The sequence below is a fragment of the Flagellimonas eckloniae genome (assembly GCF_001413955.1).
Classification (GTDB): Bacteria; Bacteroidota; Bacteroidia; order Flavobacteriales; family Flavobacteriaceae; genus Flagellimonas; species Flagellimonas eckloniae.
The window spans coordinates 2,165,932-2,191,388 of record NZ_LCTZ01000002.1; the positions used below are offsets into that span (position 1 = coordinate 2,165,932).

The 25,457-nt window shown below is 39.0% G+C and carries 19 protein-coding genes and 1 tRNA gene; 5 read left to right on the forward strand and 15 right to left on the reverse strand.

Annotation, left to right across the window (positions count from 1 at the left end):
• Positions 1-29: 29 nt before the first annotated feature.
• A complete protein-coding gene (locus AAY42_RS09135; RefSeq protein WP_055394420.1) occupies positions 30-1,391 on the reverse strand; it encodes a c-type cytochrome in 1,362 nt (453 codons plus the stop codon).
• 235 nt (positions 1,392-1,626) lie between these two features.
• On the opposite strand from AAY42_RS09135, the gene AAY42_RS09140 reads away from it, so the two are divergent.
• The gene (locus AAY42_RS09140; RefSeq protein ID WP_055394422.1) at positions 1,627-1,998 is read left to right on the forward strand and encodes an SPOR domain-containing protein; all 372 of its coding nucleotides are present in this window, start codon (positions 1,627-1,629) and stop codon (positions 1,996-1,998) included.
• A gap of 52 nt (positions 1,999-2,050) precedes the next feature.
• Here AAY42_RS09140 and infB read toward each other — a convergent pair whose 3' ends face one another.
• From infB to AAY42_RS09165, 5 genes are all read right to left on the reverse strand, one after another.
• A complete protein-coding gene (infB, locus tag AAY42_RS09145) occupies positions 2,051-4,807 on the reverse strand; it encodes a translation initiation factor IF-2 (protein WP_055394424.1) in 2,757 nt (918 codons plus the stop codon).
• A gap of 44 nt (positions 4,808-4,851) precedes the next feature.
• Entirely contained in the window at positions 4,852-6,084 is a 1,233-nt protein-coding gene (gene nusA, locus AAY42_RS09150; RefSeq protein ID WP_055394426.1) for a transcription termination factor NusA, read from the reverse strand.
• Between the two features lie 13 nt (positions 6,085-6,097).
• Positions 6,098-6,559 carry a ribosome assembly cofactor RimP gene (gene rimP, locus AAY42_RS09155; RefSeq protein ID WP_055394428.1) on the reverse strand — a complete coding sequence of 154 codons (462 nt, stop codon included), beginning with the start codon at positions 6,557-6,559 and terminating at the stop codon, positions 6,098-6,100.
• Positions 6,560-6,707: 148 nt separating this feature from the next.
• On the reverse strand, positions 6,708-7,244 hold the full coding sequence (locus tag AAY42_RS09160) for a DinB family protein (RefSeq protein ID WP_055394429.1): 537 nt from the start codon (positions 7,242-7,244) through the stop codon (positions 6,708-6,710).
• 310 nt (positions 7,245-7,554) lie between these two features.
• A tRNA-Gln gene (locus AAY42_RS09165) sits at positions 7,555-7,626 on the reverse strand.
• 170 nt (positions 7,627-7,796) lie between these two features.
• Between AAY42_RS09165 and AAY42_RS09170 the strand changes: the two genes are divergently transcribed.
• Positions 7,797-11,129, forward strand: coding sequence for a glycosyltransferase family 117 protein (locus AAY42_RS09170; RefSeq protein ID WP_055394431.1), 3,333 nt, complete (start codon positions 7,797-7,799; stop codon positions 11,127-11,129).
• Positions 11,130-11,154: 25 nt separating this feature from the next.
• On the opposite strand, the gene AAY42_RS09175 is transcribed toward AAY42_RS09170, so the two are convergent.
• The 3 genes from AAY42_RS09175 to AAY42_RS09185 all read right to left on the reverse strand — a co-directional run bounded on the left by AAY42_RS09175 (position 11,155) and on the right by AAY42_RS09185 (position 13,553).
• Positions 11,155-11,451 (reverse strand): thioredoxin family protein, encoded by a 297-nt coding sequence (locus tag AAY42_RS09175; RefSeq protein WP_055394433.1) that lies wholly within the window; start codon positions 11,449-11,451, stop codon positions 11,155-11,157.
• 91 nt (positions 11,452-11,542) lie between these two features.
• Positions 11,543-12,775 carry a metallophosphoesterase gene (locus AAY42_RS09180; protein ID WP_055394435.1) on the reverse strand — a complete coding sequence of 411 codons (1,233 nt, stop codon included), beginning with the start codon at positions 12,773-12,775 and terminating at the stop codon, positions 11,543-11,545.
• A gap of 55 nt (positions 12,776-12,830) precedes the next feature.
• Positions 12,831-13,553, reverse strand: a complete 723-nt coding sequence (locus AAY42_RS09185) for a copper homeostasis protein CutC (protein ID WP_055397835.1) — start codon at positions 13,551-13,553, stop codon at positions 12,831-12,833.
• 40 nt (positions 13,554-13,593) lie between these two features.
• On the opposite strand from AAY42_RS09185, the gene AAY42_RS09190 reads away from it, so the two are divergent.
• Together AAY42_RS09190 and polA are read left to right on the forward strand one after the other, a co-directional pair.
• A complete protein-coding gene (locus AAY42_RS09190) occupies positions 13,594-14,589 on the forward strand; it encodes an isoaspartyl peptidase/L-asparaginase family protein (protein ID WP_055394437.1) in 996 nt (331 codons plus the stop codon).
• Positions 14,590-14,671: 82 nt separating this feature from the next.
• On the forward strand, positions 14,672-17,506 hold the full coding sequence (gene polA, locus AAY42_RS09195; protein WP_055394439.1) for a DNA polymerase I: 2,835 nt from the start codon (positions 14,672-14,674) through the stop codon (positions 17,504-17,506).
• 2 nt (positions 17,507-17,508) lie between these two features.
• Here polA and AAY42_RS09200 read toward each other — a convergent pair whose 3' ends face one another.
• From AAY42_RS09200 to AAY42_RS09215, 4 genes are all read right to left on the reverse strand, one after another.
• A complete protein-coding gene (locus AAY42_RS09200) occupies positions 17,509-19,941 on the reverse strand; it encodes a TonB-dependent receptor (RefSeq protein WP_055394442.1) in 2,433 nt (810 codons plus the stop codon).
• A gap of 9 nt (positions 19,942-19,950) precedes the next feature.
• On the reverse strand, positions 19,951-21,120 hold the full coding sequence (locus tag AAY42_RS09205; RefSeq protein ID WP_055394443.1) for a DUF4249 domain-containing protein: 1,170 nt from the start codon (positions 21,118-21,120) through the stop codon (positions 19,951-19,953).
• A gap of 114 nt (positions 21,121-21,234) precedes the next feature.
• Positions 21,235-22,392 (reverse strand): DUF4249 domain-containing protein, encoded by a 1,158-nt coding sequence (locus AAY42_RS09210; protein ID WP_082433386.1) that lies wholly within the window; start codon positions 22,390-22,392, stop codon positions 21,235-21,237.
• A 114-nt stretch (positions 22,393-22,506) separates the two neighbouring features.
• The gene (locus AAY42_RS09215; protein WP_082433388.1) at positions 22,507-23,673 is read right to left on the reverse strand and encodes a DUF4249 domain-containing protein; all 1,167 of its coding nucleotides are present in this window, start codon (positions 23,671-23,673) and stop codon (positions 22,507-22,509) included.
• Between the two features lie 369 nt (positions 23,674-24,042).
• Here AAY42_RS09215 and AAY42_RS09220 point away from each other — a divergent pair, with 369 nt between their 5' ends.
• A complete protein-coding gene (locus tag AAY42_RS09220) occupies positions 24,043-24,519 on the forward strand; it encodes a nuclear transport factor 2 family protein (RefSeq protein WP_055394449.1) in 477 nt (158 codons plus the stop codon).
• Positions 24,520-24,599: 80 nt separating this feature from the next.
• On the opposite strand, the gene AAY42_RS18270 is transcribed toward AAY42_RS09220, so the two are convergent.
• Positions 24,600-24,770 carry a hypothetical protein gene (locus AAY42_RS18270; RefSeq protein ID WP_175288745.1) on the reverse strand — a complete coding sequence of 57 codons (171 nt, stop codon included), beginning with the start codon at positions 24,768-24,770 and terminating at the stop codon, positions 24,600-24,602.
• A 140-nt stretch (positions 24,771-24,910) separates the two neighbouring features.
• Complete coding sequence (locus tag AAY42_RS09230; protein WP_055394453.1) at positions 24,911-25,357, reverse strand: MarR family winged helix-turn-helix transcriptional regulator; 447 nt, start codon at positions 25,355-25,357, stop codon at positions 24,911-24,913.
• Positions 25,358-25,457: the final 100 nt, after the last annotated feature.

Sequence of the window (25,457 nt, forward strand, 5' to 3'; positions counted from 1 at the left end):
ATATATCTGAGATTATCTTCTTTTAATTCTTAATAGTGACACTTACCACATTCCAAACCACCCATCATAGCTACTGTCAGGTTATCAACTCCATACTTCTTTGAAAGTTCCTCATGAATAGCTGCATAGTACGCATTGTCCTCAACCTTAACTTCCGTCTCTCTGTGACAGTTGATACACCATCCCATTGTTAACGGAGCAAATTGGTACATTACTTCCATTTCCTCAACCGGACCATGACATGTTTGACATTCAATACCTCCAACAGAAACGTGCTGTGAGTGATTAAAATAGGCAAAGTCTGGCAGGTTATGGATTCTCACCCATTCTACAGGTTGACTTTCACCAGTATACTTTTGATTCTCCTCGTCCCATCCAACAGCTTTGTACAATTTCTTAATCTCTCCAGTATAAAATTCGTTGGTATAGCCATTTGCTAAATCTTCCGCACTTGGTCCTTCAGGATTGCCTTTGTACTCATAGATAGATTTATGACAGTTCATACAAACATTCAATGCCGGTATTCCAGAATGTTTTGAAACTCGCGCCGATGAATGACAATATTTACATTCAATTTTATTGTCTCCAGCATGTATTTTGTGCGAATAATGAATAGGCTGCACAGGTGCATATCCTTGATCAACACCCACCTGCATCATCCAACCATAAGCAAAGTAAGCACTTGCCAGCAATAAGAAGATAACACTTACCAAAACCAAAAACTGATTTTGGGCAAAAGCTTTCCAGATTGGTGTTCGCTTTTCAACTTTTTCTTTTTCCAATACCACACCATTCGCTTCGGCAATACGTCTTAACGTATTGTTCACCAAAATCAGCATGATGACTAAAAGACCAAAAACAAGTGCCAAGGCACCTAGAATAATTTCATTTGATATACCACTACCAGAACCTGTTTCTCCACCTTCAGAAGCAACTGCTACAGCAGTAACAGGTGCCGGTGGTGGAGCAGCTGTATAGGCCAGTATATCATCAATATCAGCATTTGACAATGTAGGAAAGGCCGTCATTGCCGCTTGATTGTACTCTGCGTAAATTTTATTGGCATATGCATCGCCTGACTTAATCATCCCCGGACTGTTCTTGATCCAAGCGTAAAGCCATTCTTTATCCAAACCTTCGTCTTCCAATAATCTGGACTCCACATTGGCCAATGCAGGACCCGTCATTTTACGGTTTAGTGCATGACAGGCAGCACAATTTTGATTGAACAACTGCTTACCCTTAGCGACATCACCTCCCGATGCATTTGCGTCTTCAGCTACAACTTCTGAGACAACAGCTTCTTCTTGCGCATAAAATGAAGTGGAAAAAAATAGGAGGGATAAACCTAAGACTTTAGAAAATAGATGGCGGTATAAAACCTTTTTCATATTAACGAAATTTCTGTCGAAATCTTTGGCACGGTTATTACTACTGATATTGAGTGTTATAGCCTTTCACCATGCTAAAATCGGTCACAAAAATACGACATAGAGTGATTTTTTAAAATGTTAAGGGATCTATAATAACTAATTTATACGGATTCTAAATAAGCTGCGAGCACCTTGTTTAAAACATAAAAATTTACATTTGTAGTAGCAAAGAATGGAAAAGCAGTCATATCTCATGAAAACCCTAGTAATTATAACATTCTTGATAGGTTTCACGGTTCAACTTTCCGCTCAGGAAGGCAGTGTTACTGTTGAACAAGACCCACGAATTGATGAACTAATGAAGGTATATGCAGAAGTTAATTCGAAGGCAGATTTTTATCAAATACAGGTAGGTTTTGGGAGCTACCAAAAAGCTCAAAACCTAAAATCCAAAATAGACATTGATTTTCCTACATGGTATTCCAAAATTGAGTTTGAATCTCCTACCTACAGGGTACGTTTGGGCAAGTTCAAAACGAAGTTGGAAGCAGAGCGGAAATATCTGGAGGTACGAAAAAAATATCCAGATGCAATGCTCTTGAAACCTGAAACCAATTCTAGATAAAATAAAAAATCCCGCTTAGGCGGGATTTTTTATTTCTAATCTATTATTCCTCTTATAGTTTTTTCTTGACAGCTACTTCTTGGAAGGCTTCTACAATATCCCCTTCCTTGATATCATTGTAGTTTTTAATCTGTAGACCACAATCGTATCCTTTAGACACTTCTTTAGCATCATCCTTAAATCGTTTAAGTGATGCCAATTCACCGGTATAGATTACAACACCATCTCTTATCAAACGAATTTGCGAGTTTCTAAAGACTTTACCACTGGTCACCATACAACCTGCAATGGTTCCGATCTTGGAAATCTTGAAGGTTTCCCTAATCTCTGCATTACCGGTAATCTCTTCCTTCATTTCAGGAGACAGCATACCTTCCATTGCGTCCTTGAGGTCGTTGATGGCATCATAGATAATGGAATACATTCTAATATCAATCTCCTCCTTATCAGCAACCATACGTGCATTGCCCATTGGCCTTACATTAAAACCAATTATAATTGCATCGGAAGCACTGGCCAATAATACATCAGATTCGGTAATTGCACCTACGCCTTTATGAATAATGTTGACCTGTATTTCATCCGTAGATAATTTTTGGAACGAGTCTGTCAATGCCTCAACGGAACCATCCACATCACCCTTAAGGATAATGTTCAATTCTTGGAAGTCACCTAAGGCAATACGCCTACCTATCTCATCCAAAGTAATGTGTCGTTGTGTACGAACAGATTGCTCACGTTGCAATTGCGAACGCTTGGTTGCAATTTGTTTTGCTTCACGCTCATCATCCAACACACTGAACTTATCACCTGCCTGCGGAGCACCGTCCAATCCTAAAATTGAAATTGGCGTAGCAGGACCAGCTTTTTTAATATCCTTACCACGTTCATCTTGCATGGCTTTTACTTTACCACTACAAGTTCCCGCCAACACATAATCTCCTATTTGAAGGGTTCCGGATTGCACCAAAATAGTGGACACATACCCCCTACCCTTATCCAGATAAGCTTCAACGACTGTACCAGAAGCCAATCTATCTGGATTTGCTTTCAATTCCAGCAATTCAGCTTCCAAAAGCACTTTTTCCAATAGCTCGTTTACCCCTTCTCCTGTTTTTGCGGAAATGTCATGGGATTGTATTTTACCGCCCCAATCTTCAACCAACAAGTTCATAGCAGCAAGACCTTCCTTAATCTTCTCAGGATTGGCCGCTGGCCTATCAATCTTATTAATAGCGAAAACAATTGGAACGCCCGCCGCTTGGGCATGACTGATTGCTTCTTTTGTTTGAGGCATGATATCATCATCTGCCGCAACAACAATTATAGCTATGTCAGTTACTTGAGCACCACGAGCACGCATCGCCGTAAAGGCTTCGTGACCCGGTGTATCTAAAAATGCAATTTTTTGTCCGTCCTTTAATGTAACCCCATAAGCACCAATATGCTGGGTAATCCCACCACTTTCACCTGCAATTACATTTTCTTCCCGTATATGATCCAGCAAAGATGTTTTACCGTGATCCACATGCCCCATAACGGTAACAATGGGAGCTCTTGGTTTTAAATCTTCAGGAGCATCTACTTCTTCTTCAATAGATTCTTCTATTTCCGCGGTAATAAACTCAACCTCATATCCAAATTCTTCCGCAACAATAGAGAGTGTTTCTGCATCCAAACGCTGGTTCATAGTTACCATGATACCCAATGACATACAAGCAGATATAATCTGGGTAGTAGAAACTTCCATCAATGTAGCAACCTCATTCACCGTAACGAATTCGGTTACTTTTAGGATTTTACTTTCAAGCTCTTGCTGTTCAAGATCTTTCTCTGTCTGCTGACGGTGCTGATCTCTTTTCTCCCTTCTATATTTGGCCCCTTTACCTTTGTTGGATTTACCTTGAAGTTTTTCAAGGGTTTCCCGTACCTGTTTTTGTACTTCTTCTTCCGTTGGCTCAACTTTTGGAGCTCCAGAACGTTGAGCCCCTCTTCTACCTGGTCCATTGGCTCCACCCCTATTTGGAGGACGGTTTCCACCTGCTGATTGAGATGGGTTTTTGCTAATAATACGCTTTCTTCGCTTTCTCCTATCTGCACTTGCATCAGAATTTGATGAAGCGGCCTTTTTAGGTTCTTCTTTCTTTTTCTTTGGCTTATTGAATTGGGCAAGATCTATTTTATCTCCAGTAATCTTAGGCCCACTAAGTTTTTTATATTGGGTCTGAATAGCCTCTGGTTCTTTAGGCTCCTCTTCAGATTCTTTTTTGGATTCAATAGCTTTTTCAACTGGTTTAGCCGTTTCTTTCTTTGGTTCTACCTCTGGTTTTATTTCTATTTCGGCAATAACCTCTGGCGATGATTTAACCTCTTCTTTAACAGGCTCCACAACCTTTGGTTCCTCTACAACCTCAGGTGCTTTTTCCGCCTTTGGCTTCTCTGGTTTTTTATCTAAATCAATTTTGCCAACCTTTTTAGGACCAGACAACTCTACTTTGGCTTTTATAACGTGTTCCGCATTCCTTCGCTCTCTGGCAAGTCTGCGTTCTTCCTGCTCTTGTTCAATTTGAACTCTAAGAGCTTCTTTCTCTTTACGCTTTTCCTCACCAACTTCTTTCGAGGCTACCTTTTTGCTTTTATCCGTCTGGAATTCATCCAACAGCACCTGATACACCTCATCTGAAATTTTTGTTGTAGGTCTTGCTTCCACATCATGACCCATGGAAGAAAGGTGTTCTACAGCCCTATCCAGTGAAATGTTCAATTCCCTGAGAACTTTATTAAGTCTTATTGTTGGGTTTCCTGCCATAAATTGTATTTCCTTACCCTAAAAATTTGCCGCTAATATATAGCTTAATCTTCAAACTCTTCTTTAAGGATGCGCACTACATCCTGAACAGTTTCTTCTTCTAAATCAGTTCGCTTTATCAAGTCATTGACATCTTGTTCCAAGACACTTCGTGCAGTATCCAATCCAATCTTCTTGAATTCATCAATAACCCATGCTTCTATTTCATCCGAAAACTCGGTCAGCTCAACATCTTCTTCCACACCTTCCCTAAACACATCTATCTCATAACCAGTTAATTGTCCGGCCAATCGAATATTATGTCCGCCTCTACCGATAGCTTTGGAAACCTCCTCTGGCTTAAGGTAGACTTGAGCTGTTTTCTTCTCGTCATTTAATTTCACAGATGATACTCTAGCCGGACTCAATGCCCTTGTCACCATTAACTGTGAATTATTTGTCCAGTTGATAACATCAATGTTTTCATTGCCCAATTCACGTACAATACCATGAATCCGTGAACCTTTCATTCCCACACAAGCTCCTACTGGGTCAATTCTATCATCATATGAATCTACAGCAACCTTTGCTTTTTCCCCAGGGATTCGAACTGCCTTCTTTATTGTAATCAGTCCGTCGAACACTTCAGGAATTTCTTGGAAAAATAATTGCTCCAAGAAAGATGGCGAAGTCCTTGACATGATGATTGCAGGCTTGTTCCCTTTCAGCTCAACACTTTCAATTACACCACGAACATTATCGCCTTTTCTGAAAAAATCTGATGGAATCTGTTTTTCCTTTGGAAGTATAATTTCATTTCCTTCGTCATCCAACAAAATAATTGCTTTATGACGAATATGATGTACCTCAGCGGTATAAATCTCTCCTTCTAAGTCCTTGAACTGCTTGTAGATTGTAGTGTTATCATGCTCATGGATTTTGGAAATCAAGTTTTGACGCAAGGCCAAAATAGCCCGTCGTCCCAAATCGATTAACTTCACTTCTTCAGATACGTCCTCGCCAACTTCAAAATCCGGCTCTATTTTTCTAGCCTCGGTCAAAGAAATTTCCTCATTGGGCTCTTCCACTTCTCCATCCTCGACCACAATACGGTTTCTCCAAATTTCCAAATCACCTTTATCTGGGTTGATAATGATGTCAAAATTTTCATCGGAACCAAATTTCTTTTTAAGGGCATTTCGGAAAACATCTTCCAAAATCGCCATAAGGGTTACCCTATCAATAAACTTATCGTCCTTAAATTCTGAAAAGGATTCGATGAGCGCTAGGTTTTCCATTTTTATACTACAATTAAAATTTTATAATAACTTTTGCTTCATGGATATCAGAAAATGCAATATCCCGCTTTTTCTGAACCGTTATTTTTCCTTTACCAACTGGTTTGGGCTCACGAGCCTTCCACTCTAAGGTAATCGTATCATCGGTGGCATTTGTCAGATTTCCTTCCAACTCTTCCCCCACAGTCCTGACCTTTAATTTTCTGCCTATGTTTTTTTTATACTGACGGGGCAATTCCAAAGGAGAGGCAGCTCCAGCAGAAGTAACTTCCAATGAGAAATCCTCTTCTTCACGATCTAGGTTATGTTCAATGGCCCTACTTACATTCATACAATCCTGTAGATTGATTCCGTTATCGCCATCCAAAACCACACGTATCGTGTTGTCTCCACCCACAGTAAAATCAATCAAAAACAAGGAAGGGTTTTCTTCCAAAGCCTTATTTAATAATGATGCTACTTTTTCCTTAAACATAAAAATAAGTAATAAAAGAGGGGACTAGAAGTCCCCTCATGAATAACTTTTTATCCGTTCAGTGGTGCAAATATACAATAAATTTAATGTTTAAAACAAGCCAGAAACCCAGAAAGTTCAGTTCCTTAAAATACAAGGTTGAGTTAGGTTATTCCTTTGGAATATGGTTTAAAATGGTAAGGTATTTTGGCCATGGCCCTACCTCAGACTTATACTGTTTGGCCATTACCCTAGAGATTTGAGCAATGTGCCCCAAGTCATGAACCACCCAGGCAGAGAGAAGCTGGGCCAAGGTAACCTCGCCAAGTTCAGGATGAACACCAATACGATCCAAATCTTTAGATGTAAGGTTTTTTGATTTTAAACTTGTTAGATTGTTTTTTCGCAATTCTTCAAACTCATCAAATAAGTCTTCAAGATTTTTGTCCTTGGAGTTTTCAAATTGTGCAAATCTATCAAAAGGTTGAAAAGTCTTTGGGGTACCATCTTCCAAAATAAGTTCTGTCCGAACCATCCAATCCGTTTTTTCACCATGGATAAGATGTCCAATAACATCGAACGGACTCCACGTATCTTTACCCTCGTTTTCCAGAATCCATTCCAAAGGTAAATCCCGTAGTAACGTTCTTATGACCAAAGGGGTTTTTTCCAATACGGGAATTGCTTTATTCAGTTCAAATTTCATATTCAACAAAGTTACTGTTTGCAAACTATTAGTAGTGACTTCTATTATTTAAGAACAATATAGACCATCTTCTAAAAAGAAATCTAACACCCGCCAATGATATACTATTAGGCTCTTGGTTCCAGTGATAGGCATACATCATATTTAAACAAGTAAAAATTGGTAATCCCTAACAAACTCGAAACTGTAGAAATATAAAAATCAAAGGGGTTGCCAAAATTGTTCTTGCCGAAAAATTTTTGAAGTAAACAAAGACATTACCTACAAATAAAAAACCTCCTATATAGTTGTAATATAAGGAGGCTTTTTGTTGGCCTACAAGGACTCGAACCTTGAACGACTGGACCAAAACCAGCTGTGTTACCAATTACACCATAGGCCAGTACCGCATTTGAGCGTGCAAATTTAAAACAAACTTTGGTTTCAACAAATATTTTGACAAGATTCCAAGCTATTTTTACAGATGCTTACTTGTTAAAGCTTTTCCAAAATTGAACAGTCTTCTCTACTATATTTACTAAATTCGCCCCAACTTGGTAAACACCAATCTTTATGTTTGCAAAAGACTTCAAAAAATGGGATACCATCTTAGGATGGGTTTCCTTTGCTATAGCATTTATCGTATATGCCTTAACCGTTGAACCTACGGGAAGTTTCTGGGATGCTGGGGAATATATAACCACCTCGGCCAAATTACAAGTGGGCCACCCTCCCGGAGCCCCACTTTTACAAATGATAGGTGCGTTCTTTTCCATATTTGCTTTTGGAGATTCTTCCAAAATAGCCTTGATGGTAAATGCAGTTTCAATAGTTTCCAGTGCCTTTGCGGTCTTGTTCACTTTTTGGACCATTACCAATATGACCCGTAAACTAATTCCTCAAAAGAAGGCTTTAACCAATAGCAGGTCTATTGCAGTTCTAGGGAGTGGACTGGTAGGTGCTTTGGCCTTTACTTTTTCCGATAGTTTTTGGTTCAATGCTGTGGAAACAGAAGTTTATGCCATGGCAAGCTTCATTATGTCCTTGTTACTTTGGTTAGGATTAAAATGGACCGATAATCTGGATGACCCTAGAGGTAACCGTTGGTTATTGCTCATCTGTTTTCTAATTGGCCTAACATTTGGTATCCAATTCATGGGATTTTTGGCTATCCCCACCATTGGACTTTTGTATTACTTCAAAAAATACAAGACCACAACTATCAAGAATTTCTTATTGGCCAATATAATAGTGATTGCCCTTTTAATGCTCGTATATAAATTCTCTTTGACCTATGTTTTAAAACTATTTGGCTGGAGCGAGGTATTTTTCATTAATAGCATTGGGCTTCCTTTCAACTCTGGGACCATTATCATGGGCCTACTCTTTATTGCCGCCTTTTATTTTGGCTTGAAGTATACCCGAAAAAACAACTTTCATACCGGAAATACAATTGTCCTTTGTCTAATGTTTTTGATTTTCGGATTTTCTTCTTGGTTAATGCTTCCCATAAGAGCCAATGCAAAGACTGTGGTAAATGAGAATGACCCTTCAGATGCGCGATCTCTTTTGGCCTATTATAACAGAGAACAATACCCCGGTGTTGAAAGTCCTTTCTACGGAGCTTATTACTCTGATGCTTTCGCACCTGCCGGAGAAAATAAAGATGACCGTCCCAAATATGAAAAGGACAGAAAATTGGGCAAATATGTTATCGTAAATAATTACAAGAATGCTATCCAAGGCCCTAATGAAAAGCATGTAGGCATTCTTCCGAGACTTTGGAGCGATCAACATGCAGAAAACTACATCCGCTATTTTGGTGAGTTGGGATTTCGCATAAAATCTGAATATATTTCCAACAATGACCTTAGACAAGCCGTAAGTCAATTTAAAAGTGCCTACGCACGAGGCGAACTGGAAGCCGATCAATACATTCGGTTTTTACAGGAGTTTGGGGAGTATATTGAGGTTGAACCCCCTACTTTAGGCCAAAACCTACGCTATCTTTTTGAGTTTCAATTTGGCTACATGTATATGCGCTACTTTATGTGGAATTTTGTAGGTAGACAGAATGACCTTCAAGGTAGGTATGATGAAAATGGTAATTGGCTTAGTGGTATTGGTTTTATAGATAGTATTCGATTAGGAAGTCAGAATAACCTTCCAAGTGATTGGAAAAACAATAAGGGAAGAAACACCTATTTCTTTTTGCCCTTGTTTCTAGGTATTATTGGACTTGTTTTTCAAATCTCAAAAAATCCAAAACACTTTTGGGCACTCTTTGTCTTTTTCCTGTTTACCGGGTTGGCAATTCAGTTCTACACCAATCCCTATATCTTCCAACCACGGGAAAGAGATTATTCGCTCGTGGGATCATTCTATATTTTCTGTATTTGGATTGGTATTGGGGTTTATGGCCTTTTTGAAGAGTTCAAAAAGCTGTTATCGGCAAAAATAGCCGCACCCGCGGTTACGGTACTCTGTCTTTTGGCGGTACCCTTATTAATGGCATTTCAAAATTGGGATGACCATGATAGATCTGATCGATATACCGCAAACTCCACGGCCAAAGCTTATTTGGACTCCTGTCAGGAAGATGCTGGAGCCATTTTGTTTACTATTGGCGACAATGACACCTTTCCATTGTGGTACGCCCAAGAAATTGAAGAGTATCGCACAGACGTACGGGTTGTAAACACCAGTCTTTTTGCCACTGATTGGTACATTGACCAAATGAAACGAAAGGCCTATGAGAGCGACCCTATCCCATCACAACTTACGCATGAAAAATACAGATATGGTTCGCGTGATGCCGTATACCATTTTGAGGGAATCACAGAAAATCGTTGGAATATAAAAGATTTGATAAATTGGATTGGAAGTGATAAACCCCAAACCAGATTCAGGTATCTTTTAGAAAAGCGAGGAGAAGATCTTAATAACTATGATGAGAGTAATCTAGACATCATATATTACCCCACAAATAAGATCAGGATTCCTGTAAACAAACAAAATGTGTTGGAAAGTGGCTTGGTCAAAGAAAAGGATTCAGCTTTGATAGTGGATTATATCGATATTAATCTTCCGCAGAGCGCCATGCCAAAAAACAGGATATTAATGTTGGATATAATTGCCAACAACGATTGGAAAAGACCCATCTATTTTTCTGGAGGAAGTTTTGATAGTGCGGAATATATTTGGATGAAGGATTATTTGCAATTGGATGGCCTCGTATACAAATTGGTTCCTATAAAAACCAAAAATAGAAGCTCATTTGAAATGGGACGTATTGATACTGATTTAATGTATGATATTGTCAAAAAATGGGAATGGGGAAATTCTGGAAGCAGTGAAATTTACCATGATACACAAACACGCTCCCAAGGACTCTCTTTTAGAAGCAATTTAGCACGACTTACAGAAGCCTTGATTGATGAAGGTAAAATAGAAAAAGCCAAGGATATCATAGATATTGCCATGACCAATATGCCCGTTGAGCATTTTAGCTTCTATGCCTTTGTAGAGCCTTTTGTTGATGGATATTATAAAGTTGGTGAAACTGAAAAAGCCAGAGTGCTTTTCGGAAAATTGAAAAAAGTATATCAAGAACGTTTGGAATATTACTCCGGGATTCCTCTTGATGAACAGTACGGAAAGCTTGATGATATTTTGGCGGATATGCAAGCCTATCGTAGAAATATAGATATCCTCATAGAAAATCAAGATCGAGAACTGGCAGAATCAGAAACCATGATTTTCAACGAATACATTGATAAATTCTCTCAGTTTATGGGAGAAGAGGAAGATATGTTTGAAGAACCTTTGCTTGACCCAGATTTAGAAGACTCGATTCCCTTGGATAGTATTGAGTCTGTACCAGATTCCGTTGGGCTGGAACAATAAAAAAAGCGAGGTTTTAACCTCGCTTTTAAATATATTCGTTCAATATTCCAATAAGGGTATTGGCATCTTGTTCACCACTCTGTCGCCAAACCATTTCTCCTTTCTTATAGATCATCAATGTTGGCAATCCTTTAATTCGTAAAGCTTGTGAAAGTTCTTTGTTTTTGTCAACATCAATCTTTATTACTTTTCCTTTATCACCTAATGCTGCTGCAACATCGCGCAACACGGGGTGCATGGATATGGATTGATCGTTCCATTCTGCATAAAAGTCCAGTAGTACCGGTACTTTTAAATCTATAAGTTCACCAAATTTGGACATGTGTAATTCTAAGGTTTACAATCCAAAAGTAAGAAAATTTGTTAAAATTTTAATCTGGGTAGAATTTAACAAGGAAAGAAGAGCGTTAAATTCACGTTAAACCTTTCTTTTTAAGCGTAATCACAGAGATTTCAGGCCAAATACCCACTCTTCCCGGGTATCCAATAAAACCAAAACCACGGTTTACATTAATGAACTGTCCTAGTTCTTCGTAGATGCCGGCCCAATATTTATAACGCCATTTTACAGGACTCCATTTTATCCATCCAGGGATTTCAACACCAAACTGCATACCATGGGTATGGCCACTCAATGTCAAATGAAAATGGTAGTCATCATTAATCACCACGTCTTCCCAATGTGAAGGATCGTGGCTCATCAAAATCTTAAAATCCTCTTTGGCGATTCCTTGTTTTGCTTTTTCTAAATCTCCAGCTTTTTTAAATCCACCCCTACCCCAATTTTCGACACCTAACAGAGCTATTTTCTCCCCGTCCTTTTCTAAATATCGATGTGAATCCAACAACAAATCAAAACCGATGTTTTTCTGAAGATTTTTTAAATCTTCAAGGTTTTTAACTTTTGCTTCATCCGAGGGCCAAGATGTATAATCCCCATAATCATGATTGCCTAAAATAGAGAATTTTCCATCTTTTGCTTCTAGAGTGGCAAAAAGGTCAGCCCAAGGTTCCATCTCTATGGATTTATCATTGACCATATCACCCGTAAAAAGAATAACATCACTCTTTTGTTTGTTAATCAAATCAATACCATAAGCTACTTTATCCCTATTATCAAAACTACCACTATGAACATCTGAAATTTGTGTGATTTGATATCCATCAAAAGCATCGGGCAGATCATCAAACTCCAATTCATATTTAAGCACCTTATAATTGTACTTGCCTTTAAACATCCCATAAAGCAAAGCTCCAAATGGCAAAGCCGCAATGCCAAGCGCTATTCCACTAATAAATTTTCTTCTGGATGGGAAAAATTTAACTTGACCATCTGTAGGACCAGCAAGTTTATTGTATGCAAAGGTGAATATGCGAACAATGTCTTCAAACACTAAAAAAATACTAAATACCAAAGCCAGAATAAAGAAAGAAAAGAACACTCCCAAAGCTATTGCGATTTGACCGCGCACACCATCACCTGGGACATAATTTAAAACCCGGATTAAAATATTTAGCCCAGCAGCCAAAAACAATACGCCATATGCTATTTGCGCCCAAAGACTTTTGAATATAGTCTTAAAACCTTGAAAACCATAAAAAGCCAAAACAAGGTAAATGACTAGAATGATAAGAAATCTTGACATGCGCTATTTTTTTACAAAGGTATTTTTTTAGTGTTGGAACAGAATTATTTGAGAATTATTTAACGCTCCGTACGATTTGACGAACAGTCTCTAGATTTGTTACAGCAACCTGACCTTCTTTTAAGTGAACAATAGAATTCATAGAGACTTTGTCCTCAACAGAAATTTCATTTTCAAAAGAAGTTCCTGATAAGTGAATGGCCGTAAAGCCTGCCTTATTGAATTTTTCAACATTTTCCGTTCCTATGCCCCCTCCAGGCATAATGTTGCATGTTTTTGAAGTAGTTTTAAGCTCTAAAAGAAGATCTAACCCTTTCTCAGCGGAAGTTTGTTGTCCTGAACTTAATACACAATCAACCCCAACTTCTTCAAGTTGTAACAGAGCCTCATTTGGATTCAGAATCCAATCAAAAGCACGATGGAAAGTAAATTTCATTGGTTTTGATACGGCAATAAGTTGCTCTGTTCTTTCAATATCCAAAGTGAAATCAGATTTTAGAATACCGGAAACTATACCATTAATTCCTATTCCATTGCAAAATTCAATATCTTTTTTCATCACTTCAAACTCGTGTTTAGAATATGTGAAATGACCGCTTCGTGGACGGATCAACACATGAATTGGAATGTCCATTTGTTCCTTTACCATTTTAATCAAACCGTAAGAAGGGGTAATCCCTCCTACTCCAAGTTCAGAACAAAGTTCAATTCTATCCGCTCCAGCACGTTGTGCATTTAGAGCAGATTCCAAAGAATTGACGCAAACTTCTATAAGCATATTGCTATATTTATCAGGATTAAAAATAAACATCCAAATCATGGAAAGACGTAAGTTTTTAAAAAAATCAAGCCTTACTACGGCAGGATTGTTGTCCGCTCCAATTCTTGCATCCAACAAAACCGAAAATAAAGGAGAAAATACACCTCTGTTAACCGAAACCAGGAAGCCAATTGCCATATGCACTTGGAACTTTGCAAATGCCACTGCAAAAGCATGGGAAGTTCTAAGTAATAAAGGTAATGCTTTAGATGCCGTGGAACAGGGTGTTATGGTAGAAGAAGCTAATGAAAATAACAAGACTGTTGGTATAGGCGGAAGGCCCGATAGAGATGGGAATGTAACCCTAGATGCGTGCATTATGGACAAAGATGGAAATTGCGGATCGGTTGTTTATCTTCAGAATATTGTACATCCTGTATCTGTAGCCCGTAAGGTTATGGAAGACACTCCACATATTATATTGGCCGGCAAAGGCGCAGAGCAGTTTGCCTATGAAAAGGGATTTAAAAAAACCGACTTGCTTACCGAAAGTACTCGAAAGCAATATGAAGAATGGAAAAAAAAATCCAAATATGAAACCATCATCAACATAGAAAACCATGATACCATTGGTATGCTGGCCATTGATGAAAATGGGGATATTGCTGGGGCCTGTACTACCAGTGGAATGGCATATAAAGTTGCTGGACGGGTTGGGGATTCCCCTATTATTGGAGCTGGACTTTATGTGGACAACGAAGTGGGCGGCGCCACGGCCACAGGTGTTGGCGAAGAGGTGATTAGAACCGTGGGCAGCTTTTTAATTGTGGAATTGATGCGTCAGGGAAAAAGTCCGCAAGAAGCTTGTGAGGAAGGCGTAAAGCGCATCATGAAAAAAAATAAAGGCCGTAAGGACTTCCAAATAGGCTTTTTGGCCATAAACAAGCAAGGTGAAACAGGGGGTTACTGCGTACACCCAGGATTTACATACAGAGAATATTCAGAACAAGGCCATAAGAATAGGCAAGTGAGCAGTTTTTATCAAAAAGGGTAGGCCACAATGCCCGTTTCTTAGCACTTTTTTCTACTTTTAAAATTCGTCAATCAATCATTGTTAACAGACAACTACTAATAAAATGTCCGACCAAAAACGTCTTTTTCTCCTTGATGCCTACGCCCTGATTTTTAGAGGGTACTACGCTCTAATCAAGAACCCAAGAATCAATTCCAAAGGGATGGATACCTCAGCCATCATGGGCTTCGTAAATTCTCTTTTTGATGTGATCAAGCGTGAAAAGCCGGACCATCTTGCCGTATGTTTTGACAAAGGAGGTAGTGTGGAACGCACGGAACTTTTTGAAGACTACAAAGCCAATCGCGATGAAACCCCAGATGCCATCCGGATTGCAGTTCCCTACATTCAGGATATTTTAAAGGCCATGCAAATTCCTGTTGTAGAATTGGAAGGTTTTGAAGCTGATGATATTATTGGAACTCTTGCCAAACAGGCGGAAAAGGAAGATTATAAAGTTTTTATGGTCACCCCAGACAAGGATTTTGGTCAATTGGTTTCCGAAAACATTTTCATGTACCGTCCTGCAAGAATGGGAAATGGTATAGAGATTTGGGGTATCCCTGAAGTTCAAAAACGATTTGGTGTGGAACGCCCAGAGCAGGTCATAGATTATTTGGGGATGATGGGAGATGCCAGTGACAATATTCCTGGACTGCCAGGAGTGGGAGACAAAACAGCCAAAAAATTCATTGCGGATTTTGGAGATATGGAAGGACTTTTGGCCAACACGGATAAGCTGAAAGGCAAAATGAAAGAGAAAGTTGAAGAAAATGCCGAACTGGGTAGGCTTTCACGAAAGTTAGCTGAAATAAATCTTAATTGTGATGTTACTTTTAATGCTACAGATTATGAAATGTCTGAACCGGACAGCCCCAAGGTCCAACAGATTTTTGAAGAACTGGAGTTTAGAAGACTTAAAGACCAGTTCGTTAAGATTTTCTCGGAGGAATCTGTAGAAGCAAGTCCCGCTTCAAACACCCCAAAAACAGCAGAAAAATTGCAGGTTGCTGGAAGTGGGCAATTTAGTTTATTTGGAGGAAGTCCTGCGGATGCTCCCGCAACAATAAAAGATGAGAACAGCAGAAATACGGTTACCAACGTTTCCCATTCCTATCAAAGCGTTGTTCCTGGCTTGGGAATGAAACTCTTTTTGGATAAGTTAATGAAGCAGACTTCAGTTTGTTTTGATACGGAGACTACTTCCATTAATCCCTTAGAGGCCGAACTAGTTGGAATTGCATTTAGTTGGGAAGCAAAAAAAGGCTTTTATATACCTATTCCTGACGAAAAAGAAGCATGTATGGAAATTTTGGAACAGCTTCGACCTTTCTTTGAATCTGAATCCATAGAAAAAATTGGACAAAACCTCAAATACGACATCAAAGTGATGAAAAACTATGGTGTTGAAGTAAAAGGAAAGTTGTTCGATACGATGTTGGCACATTATCTTATCAATCCTGATATGCGCCACAATATGGATGTATTGGCAGAAACCTACCTCAATTACACTCCGGTTTCCATTACAGAACTCATTGGGAAAAAAGGGAAAAAGCAGCTAAGCATGCGTCAGGTCCCTGTAGAAAAACAAACCGAATATGCATCTGAAGATGCTGACATAACCTTACAATTGGCACAGCATTTTAGACCGGAACTGGCCTCCGCCAAAACAGAAGAGCTTTTCGAGAATATTGAAGTTCCTTTATTACGAGTTTTGGCCGATATGGAAATTGAGGGCATCAATTTAAATGAAAACTTTCTAAACGATCTCTCTTCTGAACTTGACACTGACATTAAAAATTTAGAACAAAAAATTTATGATGCCGCGGGCCAAGAATTCAATATTGCATCGCCAAAACAATTGGGTGAAATTCTTTTTGACAAATTAAAATTGGTAGATAAACCAAAAAAGACCAAAACAGGTCAATATTCCACTGCAGAAGATGTGCTTTCCTATTTAGCCAAAGATCATGAAATTATTCAAAACGTGTTGGATTACCGAGGCCTCGCCAAACTGAAAAGCACTTATGTGGATGCCTTGCCCAATGAAGTCCAGCAACATAGTGGTCGGGTACACACCGATTATATGCAAACTGTTGCCGCTACGGGTAGATTAAGCAGTAATAATCCCAATCTACAAAACATTCCTATTCGAACTGAGCGAGGCCGACAAGTACGTAAGGCTTTTGTTCCAAGGGATGAAAATCATGTTTTGCTAGCTGCGGATTATTCTCAAATTGAGCTTCGTATCATTGCCGCTTTGAGCGAAGAAGATACAATGATCGAAGCTTTTAAAAATGGGGAGGATATACATGCCTCAACTGCATCCCGGGTTTTTAATGTTCCCATTGAAGAAGTCACCCGCGAACAACGTGGCAATGCCAAAACGGTCAACTTTGGAATTATTTATGGCGTTTCTGCCTTTGGATTAAGCAACCAGACAGATTTAAGTCGTTCCGAAGCAAAAGAATTGATAGAGACTTATTACAAGACCTATCCCAAACTACGAAATTATATGGGTGAGCAAGTGGATTTTGCTCGCGATAACGGTTATGTACAAACTGTTTTGGGTCGCAGACGTTACCTAAAAGATATAAATGCCGGTAATCAGGTGGTTCGTGGTGCTGCAGAGCGAAATGCCGTGAATGCCCCAATCCAAGGAAGCGCTGCCGACATTATTAAAATAGCTATGATCAACATCCATAAAAAACTCTCCGAGGGTAGATACAAAACCAAAATGCTATTGCAGGTGCATGATGAACTGGTTTTTGATTGTTACAAACCAGAGTTGGAAGAAATGAAGGCACTTATTAAATCCGAAATGGAAAATGCTTATACTTTAGCCGTGCCTTTGGATGTGGAAGTAGGAATTGGTGAAAATTGGTTGGAAGCGCACTAATTTTATTGAAAAGTAAAATTATAGGTCAATGCAAAAATGGGACTGTTGGTTACGGCAAGTTCATAGGCTCCAATAGGCATTCCACCAAAAACATGGTTAAGTGCACCATCGGCACGGGGACCATAAAATATATTAAAAGGGTTTTTTCTTCCATATACATTGTAGACCGTAAAGGTCCAATCCCCCACCCATCTGGGATTATTCTTTTTTGTATATTTTATTTTCCATGAAAAATCCAAACGATGATATACGGGTAAACGAGCATTGTTTCGCTCCAAGAATATGGGAACTGTAATATCTTCCAATTCGAAAACGCCATTAGCTATGGTGTAGGGCCTCCCTGTCTGGCCCGTAAAATTAAAGCTTAACGTATTGTATTTATTACTCTCAAGGTTAACGGTGGCATTAATCACATGAGGTCTATCAAAATCGGAATTGAACCACTTATTGTTGTTTACCGCGGTGGTGGGGTTTTCATCATCTGAACGTAATAGGCTCCGTGACCAGGTATAATTAAACCAGCCATTCACCTTTCCTTTGGGTTTCTTAAGGCTGAGTTCCACACCATAGGCTCTTCCATCAACTTGAACAACATCTCTTTCTATGGCTTCTTCTAGAAAAAAACGTGCCCCAGGTTTGTAGGTCAAATTGTTTTTGGTATCCCGGTAATAACTTTCCAATCCTATTTCAATCTCACTTTCCCCAAGTGTTTTGTAAACTCCGAAACCATAAGAATTACTGGATTGAGGCTTTATATATGGATCTGCTGTTTTCCATCGGGATGTGGGTATTGGAGTTGTGCTGTTATATATGTTCTGAAGATATTGGTTAACGTTGGCATAGCTGGCTTTTAAAGAGGTATTTTCTCCCAACTGTAAACTAACCCCCAATCTTGGTTCCAAATTGGAAAAAGACTCTACGGCTTTCCCTTTTTCGAAAAACTCGGAATCTATGGTATTGCCTGCTTCATCATAGGTGTTCAAGGTATAGGGACCCTGGAACAAAAAATGGTTGAACCTCAGGCCTGCCGAAAAAATCAAATTATCCACTGGCTTCCAATTTAAGTTTGTAAAGGCAGAAAGTTCATAACTGATTTCATTAAGTAGTGAAACCGGCAAAACCTCCTCAGAAGTTCCAGGATCAAGCTCTCCAGGATTAATTTTATATCGATTCGCTTGAACACCAAAGTAATAATCAAATGCATCAGATGCTTTTTTGGAGAACTCGGAAATCAAGCTTGTATACTTAATACCGGACTCATATTCAATTTCGTTGGAACTATCCAATTCAGGAAAAATATTCCTTGGAGTATAATTGCTTCCTACCAGTATGGTCCTAAGACTGGAATTTTCACTAAACGTATGCAACCAATTTAGCGTTCCGTTTAAAGTTTGAAAATCGTATTGATTGTTTTCCGCACTGATATTTTCGATTCTTGTAATCAAGTCCAATTGGTAAAAATCCTTACTGAAAAAACCAGTAAAGGCTATTTGGTCTTTTTCGGTTGGCAAGTACAATAATTTTAGGGTACTATCATAAAACCGGGCTTTTGTATTTTTCAATCGGTCTGAAAATATTGGAAGCAAAAAATCTGTAAGTCCAGCCCTAGCGCCAGCTATAAGCATAAGTTTATCCTTTATAATTGGTGTCTCTATAGCAATTCTGCTAGATACCAACCCTATTCCCCCTGTCATTTTAAATTTGTTTGTATATGGATTTTTGACCTTGACATCAACAACAGAAGTTGCCCGTCCACCATAGCGCGCAGGAATATTGGCCCTATATAAATCTACTGAAGACAATACATCTGGTGTAAAAACGGAGAATAGACCAAACAAATGAGTGGGATTAAAAACCGGAGCATAATCATACAACAAAAGATTTTGGTCTAAAGACCCTCCTCTAACAGACAGCCCGTTACTAATCTCACCAGAATTGTTTACCCCTGGCAGAAGTGTCATCCCTCGCAAAATATCAAACTCGCCAATTGCAGCAGGTATTTTTTTTAACTCCTGTGACTTCAGTTGTAGGACCCCCATCTGGGGCGTTTCCAAAAACTCATTGTTTCTTCGTGCCCTTACCACAACTTCCGATAATTTTTCCTGATTTTCCATAAGATCAATCTGTAAAAACAGGTCCTTGTCCAAGGTTATGTCCTGTGTATAGGTATCAAATCCGATAAAGGTGACCTCAACGCGGTAGTCGTTTCTTGGGAGGCTTATTGCAAATTCACCTTCGGCATCCGAAACACCCCCACAATTACATGGACTAATGGAAATATTCGCATTTTCTAAACCCCTATTGGTTGTCAGGTCACTTATCTTGAAGGATAGTTCGTACTCAACATTTTGTGCACTGATCGTGTTCCACAAAATGAACAATAGAAAAAGAGAATACAAACTTTTGGATTTATAGGTGCTGTACATCTGGAACATAGAATTAAATTAATACGGCCATCCTTCGGGTTTATTACTAGTGTTGTAGCGGCTCTCCTCTGGGCATGGGGCATAGAACACCCACTCTTCAGGTAGCAATCCTGGAGGTGGAGGTTGTCCTTCCTGCTTTACAACGTCAAGTATTAAACTCCGTTCTGTTATATGGGAACGTTTTATAAAAACTCGTGCTATTTCAGCTGGTGCAGCAGTGAATCTGCCCAAAACAAATTCATCAGCGTTGTTGGGGTTGAACATATTTCCAACCAAAGCCGCAGACGGTGGGGAATTAAAACCACCATTGTCATCAACAATATCCTTAAGGGTCTCATAATATTGGTATGCCGCCGCTGATAGTGAAATTTGTCGCAGCTCCACCAAAATATCTCTTTTATTATACAGCAATACGTTGGCCACTGGAAGTTTACTCCACGCTGCACCGTTGGTATGCTCATCGGCAAAAATGCTAATGTTTTGGTTATATCGTATCTGCCAACAATCCGACTCACAACGGTATGTCCAGTATGGATATGCTTCAACGTCTTCTGGAGTTATTCGCTCAGGTGGTATTGCCCATACACATTCTCCTTCTCTGTATATCTTTACCTCGTAACAGGTTTTACAAATAATCCTAGGCTCAAAGGAACGATAGTTCCAGAAATAATAATTCTCACTGTCCGGCGGATCCTCAAAATCAACCTGAATGGAATGCCCTGGGACAAAATCATCAAATCCTAAATTATAGGTAAGTTCAGGGTCATAGGTAGCGGCAATTGCCGAAATTGGTACGCTTTGCTCCATAGTCTCAGGAAAGGATTTATATTGTCTTCCATCGGCCAGCGAAATACTTAACTCCCATGTTTCCCCTGTCTTTGCCAAAAAATCAGTAGGGGGGAGATAAACCTCCGCCTCTATATCTTCCGTTAGACCAACCTCATTGCCCGTATCGGTATTTATGAAAGAAACTTCAGCTCCACTTATAAAGATATTTTCATAGCTATTGGTCCCAACATTAAACGCATTCAACTGGCTTATCGTAACAGAGGATCCGCCCAGGGTTGTGGAAACAAAACCTTCCACCGATACCAGACCACTCTTGAAGTCGAATTCTGGTCTTATGGGTTCCGTGCATCCAACTAAAAAAGAAAGGCAGAGGGTCAGTAAAAGAGTATAAGACTTCATGCTTTTCTATATTTCCTTGGTTGACTATATATATATTTGTCCGACCAATGTAGTCGTATTCCTATATTCAATGTTGAAAACATGAGCCAACTAGTATAAAACATTACCCATTTGTTAATTCGTGGGCCATCCTTCAGGACGAATACTTGTATTATATCGACTTTCCCCAGGACATGGAGCATAAAAAACATACTCTTCCGGTGGAAAAGGTACAGACCATGTTCCTTCAGGGACAGAAACAACATTTTCTAAAGGATCTAATTGTATAGTACTCCGCTCCAAAAAAGTTCGGGCGACCCATGATGAGGCAGCCGTAAATCTGCCCAACACAAATTCCGTCGGATCCCCAGGACTAAACATATTGCCTATCAGAGCCGCGGATGGAGGGGAGTTGAAGCCTCCATTATCATCAATAATATCCTTTAAAGTCTCATAATACTCATATGCGGAAGCTGAAAGCGAAAATTGTTGTACCTCCACAAGAATGTCTTTCTTAGTGTACAACAGCACATTTCCAACCGGAAATTTAGCTATACTCAAACCATCGGAAAATCTGTCGTTAAATATGAAGATATTCTGATTATAACGTATGCGCCAGCAATCGGACTCACAGTAGTAGGTATGAATCGGAATTGTTTCTGGACGCAATGGATAGGGATCCACTGGAATACACGTACCACCCCTATAAATATGGGCATCATAGCAAGCGGCACAAATATCCTTTCGTTCAAAAGAACGGTAGTTCCAGTAATAAAAGTTTTCACTTCCGGGCGGGTCTTCAAAATCTATTTGAATGGAATGTCCTGGAACAAAATCATCCCAACCTAGGTTATATACAAGCTCAGGATTAAAGGTGGCTGAAATATCAGAAATCGCAACTGGTTCAATTATTGTCTCCGGAAGCGACCGATACACTTTTCCATTGGACAACACGACCTCCAATTCCCATGTTTCCCCAACCATGGCTACAAAATCCGTTGGTGGCATATAGATTTCTGCCTCTTCATTTTCAATTAGTTCAACAACATTACCGGTCGTCGTATTTAGAAAAGAAACCTGTGCTCCCGGGATAAAAACATTGACAAACCTGTTTACCCCGATGTTGAATTCGTTTATTTCGCTTAACCTAACAAAAGAACTCCCCCTCGTAGTTGAAACAAAACCTTCCACCGATACCAGACCACTCTTAAAATCGAATTCTGGTCTCATGGGTTCCGTGCATCCAACTAAAAAAGAAAGGCAGAGGGTCAGTAAAAGAGTATAAGACTTCATGCTTTTCTATATTTCCTTGGTTGACTATATATATATTTGTCCGACCAATGTAGTCGTATTCCTATATTCAATGTTGAAAACATGAGCCAACTAGTATAAAACATTACCCATTTGTTAATTCGTGGGCCATCCTTCAGGACGAATACTTGTATTATATCGACTTTCCCCAGGACATGGAGCTTCAAAAATATATTCTTCTGGTGGTATCCTTGGTTCTTGCCATGTTCCCTCAGGTGCCAAAAGTCCAATTTCTATCTGATCTTCTTCGACATCATCACGTTCCAAAATAATCCGTGCTGTTTCGGCAGGAGCAGCTGTGAACCTGCCCAAAACAAATTCATCCCTGTCGTTGGGGTTGATTATATTTCCGATCAAGGCTGCCGATGGTGGGGAATTGAAGCCGCCATTATCATTGATCAAGTCCTTTAGGGTTTCATAATATTCGTAGGCAGAAGCAGAGAGTGAAAATTGTTGCACCTCTACCAAAATGTCCTTTTTAGTATACAATAGGACGTCCGCGACAGGTAACCTTTCAATTGTTGATCCATTTGTGAACTTATCACTAAAAATTTTGATGTTTTGGTTGTATCGTATGCGCCAACAGTCATTCTCACAGTAATAGGTTTGGTAAGGATGCACCAGTTCCACTTCCGGTGGTATTTCAGAACCTATTAAGACGCAAGTACCGTCTCTGTAGATACGGTAAATATGACACGTTACACAGATATCCCTAAACTCAAAGGAGCGATAATTCCAGTAATAATAGTTCTCGACGTTAGGAGGATCTTCAAAATCCACCAGAATGGAATGCCCTGGAGCAAAATCATCGAGTTCCACATTGAATGAAAGTTCAGGTTTGTAGGTGACTCCAATTGCCGAAATTGGAACCGACTCCATGATGGTCTCCGGCAAGGATTTATATTGTCTTCCATCATCCAGTAAAATGTCCAGTTCCCATGTTTGTCCCGCTATTGCCACAAAATCAACGGGAGGAATATAGATATCCGCTTCCGTGTCCTCGATCAATGCCACAACATCACCGGTATCAGTATTTATAAAAGAAACCTCGGCCCCACCAATAAAGACATTTTCATAGCTGTTGGTGCCTATATTAAATTCGTTTACTGTATTTATCTTGACAAAAGAACCGTTAGGAGCAGTGGAAACAAAACCTTCCACCAATACCATACCACTCTTAAAATCGAATTCTGGTCTTATGGGTTCCGTGCATCCCATTAAAACAGAAAGGCAAAAAACAAGTAAAAGGGTATAAGACTTCATGCTTTTCTATATTTCCTTTATTGACAATATATATTTGCCCAACTAATGTAGCTGTATTCTTATGTACAATGTTGAAAACATCGGTCAACTAGTATAAAACATAACCCATTTGTTAATTCGTGGGCCATCCTTCTGGACAAGTACTTGTGCTTTAAAGACCTTTCTTTAAATAATAAGCACTGACCTATTATGATTGTCTTAAACGGAATTACGTTATTATAGAAAAACTACCTTTCTAGCTCCTCTCATATGACTTCTTTAACGTGAGATGGGAAAATAGTTGCGAGGGTATTCCAAAATACTCAGAATAGATAAATTCATCCATTTTGGCAACTTTTTATTAGCTTGGACATAATAATTCCGTCAAAAATGAAACCAATTCGAGTACTCTCCTTAAGCCTGATAATTTTGACATTAATAGCTTGCCAGGAAACGGTTAATTCCGGTAAAGATGATAGCGACAAAAGGAATAGTTTATTACAAACCATAGAAATATTCAACACTGCTTTTTCAAAAGGTGACTTAGCTACTCTGGACTCATTGACAACCGAGAACTATATTCACACCAACGGAAATTCAAAGGCAATTGGAAAATCTAAGTGGTTTAAATATCTAGAAAAAAGAACCGCCCAAATTCAATCTGGAAATCTTAAGGTAATATCCTATACTTTCGACGAACAACATGTTGAAATATACCAAAATAATGCCATTGTAACTGGTAAAATTTCTGTTGTAACTCAAGATAGTGTGCTGTTAAAAGAAAATCAATACCGCATTACCAATCTTTGGGCAAATGTTTCTGGTGTATGGAAACGCGCCGCATTTCATGATGGGAAAATAAAATAAATAGAACCAGTTAGAAACAAACTAAAACCTAAAAAAGGCACCCATTGGGTGCCTTTTCTTATCGTATTATTCGTTTTTGTTTACCAGCCAAAAGCCAGTTTAAATTTTGATTTACTTTTCTTTTCAACTTTTTGTTGTTCTATTTCTACCTCATGATTCCTAAGACGCGCGTCCTGCTCAAAATGCGCGAACATTTCCATTGAAAACGGTGAAGCTTGCCATACATTTGGATAATGCTTTAACTTTTTCATATTGAAATAATTTTCAATTAATACGAAGCAAAATTCCATCTATTACTATCGTTTCAAAACAACATGATTTTCCTATTTCTATGCTATTTTATCCCTATTATTACTTTTGGGAAGTAAAAATCCTAACATGGGATAAAAAATCAGAAATTTTCATAGTTATCCCCAATTTTATCCAAAACCCTTAAAAAAGTTTCAAACTCTTCATTATCCAAGCCTTTTACAGCTTGTTTACGCAAAAGGTTGGCATGAGGTTCTATTTTGGAGATAATATCCTGCCCTTTTAGGGTCAACTCTAATTTAAAACGTTTTAAATCACCTTTAAAACGAGTCTTGGTAATCCAACCTTTTCGTTCAAGTCCCCCAATAACCCGAGAAGTAGTGGCTCTATTCCTAAAATTGGACTTTACAATATCAGATTGGGACACATCTTTGCCCAACTGATAAATTCGGTATAGAATTACCCATTGCTCAATGGTGAGTTCAACTCCCAATTCTTTGAACTTTCTAAGGTAGGCATCCTGAACTTTCCGCAAAACCAAATCCAAATGCAATCCAATACCTGATATTTCGTCTATTTGATGAAGCATGCCTATCCTTTTATCCGCTATTCCAGTTAACTGCCCGAAATTACTTGAGATTTTAACAATTATTTGACCTAAACTGCGCTAAAGTAGTTTCAAAATTACT

Bases quoted from the DNA above. Each gene is read 5' to 3' on its own strand.
- polA (WP_055394439.1), top strand. From the start codon at position 14,672: ATGTCCGACCAAAAACGTCTTTTTCTCCTTGATGCCTACGCCCTGATT.
- AAY42_RS09140 (WP_055394422.1), top strand. From the start codon at position 1,627: ATGAAAACCCTAGTAATTATAACATTCTTGATAGGTTTCACGGTTCAA.
- rimP (WP_055394428.1), bottom strand. From the start codon at position 6,559: ATGTTTAAGGAAAAAGTAGCATCATTATTAAATAAGGCTTTGGAAGAA.
- AAY42_RS09210 (WP_082433386.1), bottom strand. From the start codon at position 22,392: ATGAAGTCTTATACTCTTTTACTGACCCTCTGCCTTTCTTTTTTAGTT.
- AAY42_RS09185 (WP_055397835.1), bottom strand. From the start codon at position 13,553: ATGCTTATAGAAGTTTGCGTCAATTCTTTGGAATCTGCTCTAAATGCA.
- AAY42_RS09200 (WP_055394442.1), bottom strand. From the start codon at position 19,941: ATGTTCCAGATGTACAGCACCTATAAATCCAAAAGTTTGTATTCTCTT.
- nusA (WP_055394426.1), bottom strand. From the start codon at position 6,084: ATGGAAAACCTAGCGCTCATCGAATCCTTTTCAGAATTTAAGGACGAT.
- AAY42_RS09190 (WP_055394437.1), top strand. From the start codon at position 13,594: ATGGAAAGACGTAAGTTTTTAAAAAAATCAAGCCTTACTACGGCAGGA.
- AAY42_RS18270 (WP_175288745.1), bottom strand. From the start codon at position 24,770: ATGAAAAAGTTAAAGCATTATCCAAATGTATGGCAAGCTTCACCGTTT.
- AAY42_RS09135 (WP_055394420.1), bottom strand. From the start codon at position 1,391: ATGAAAAAGGTTTTATACCGCCATCTATTTTCTAAAGTCTTAGGTTTA.
- AAY42_RS09220 (WP_055394449.1), top strand. From the start codon at position 24,043: ATGAAACCAATTCGAGTACTCTCCTTAAGCCTGATAATTTTGACATTA.
- AAY42_RS09170 (WP_055394431.1), top strand. From the start codon at position 7,797: ATGTTTGCAAAAGACTTCAAAAAATGGGATACCATCTTAGGATGGGTT.
- AAY42_RS09180 (WP_055394435.1), bottom strand. From the start codon at position 12,775: ATGTCAAGATTTCTTATCATTCTAGTCATTTACCTTGTTTTGGCTTTT.
- AAY42_RS09205 (WP_055394443.1), bottom strand. From the start codon at position 21,120: ATGAAGTCTTATACTCTTTTACTGACCCTCTGCCTTTCTTTTTTAGTT.
- AAY42_RS09230 (WP_055394453.1), bottom strand. From the start codon at position 25,357: ATGCTTCATCAAATAGACGAAATATCAGGTATTGGATTGCATTTGGAT.
- AAY42_RS09160 (WP_055394429.1), bottom strand. From the start codon at position 7,244: ATGAAATTTGAACTGAATAAAGCAATTCCCGTATTGGAAAAAACCCCT.
- AAY42_RS09175 (WP_055394433.1), bottom strand. From the start codon at position 11,451: ATGTCCAAATTTGGTGAACTTATAGATTTAAAAGTACCGGTACTACTG.
- AAY42_RS09215 (WP_082433388.1), bottom strand. From the start codon at position 23,673: ATGAAGTCTTATACCCTTTTACTTGTTTTTTGCCTTTCTGTTTTAATG.
- infB (WP_055394424.1), bottom strand. From the start codon at position 4,807: ATGGCAGGAAACCCAACAATAAGACTTAATAAAGTTCTCAGGGAATTG.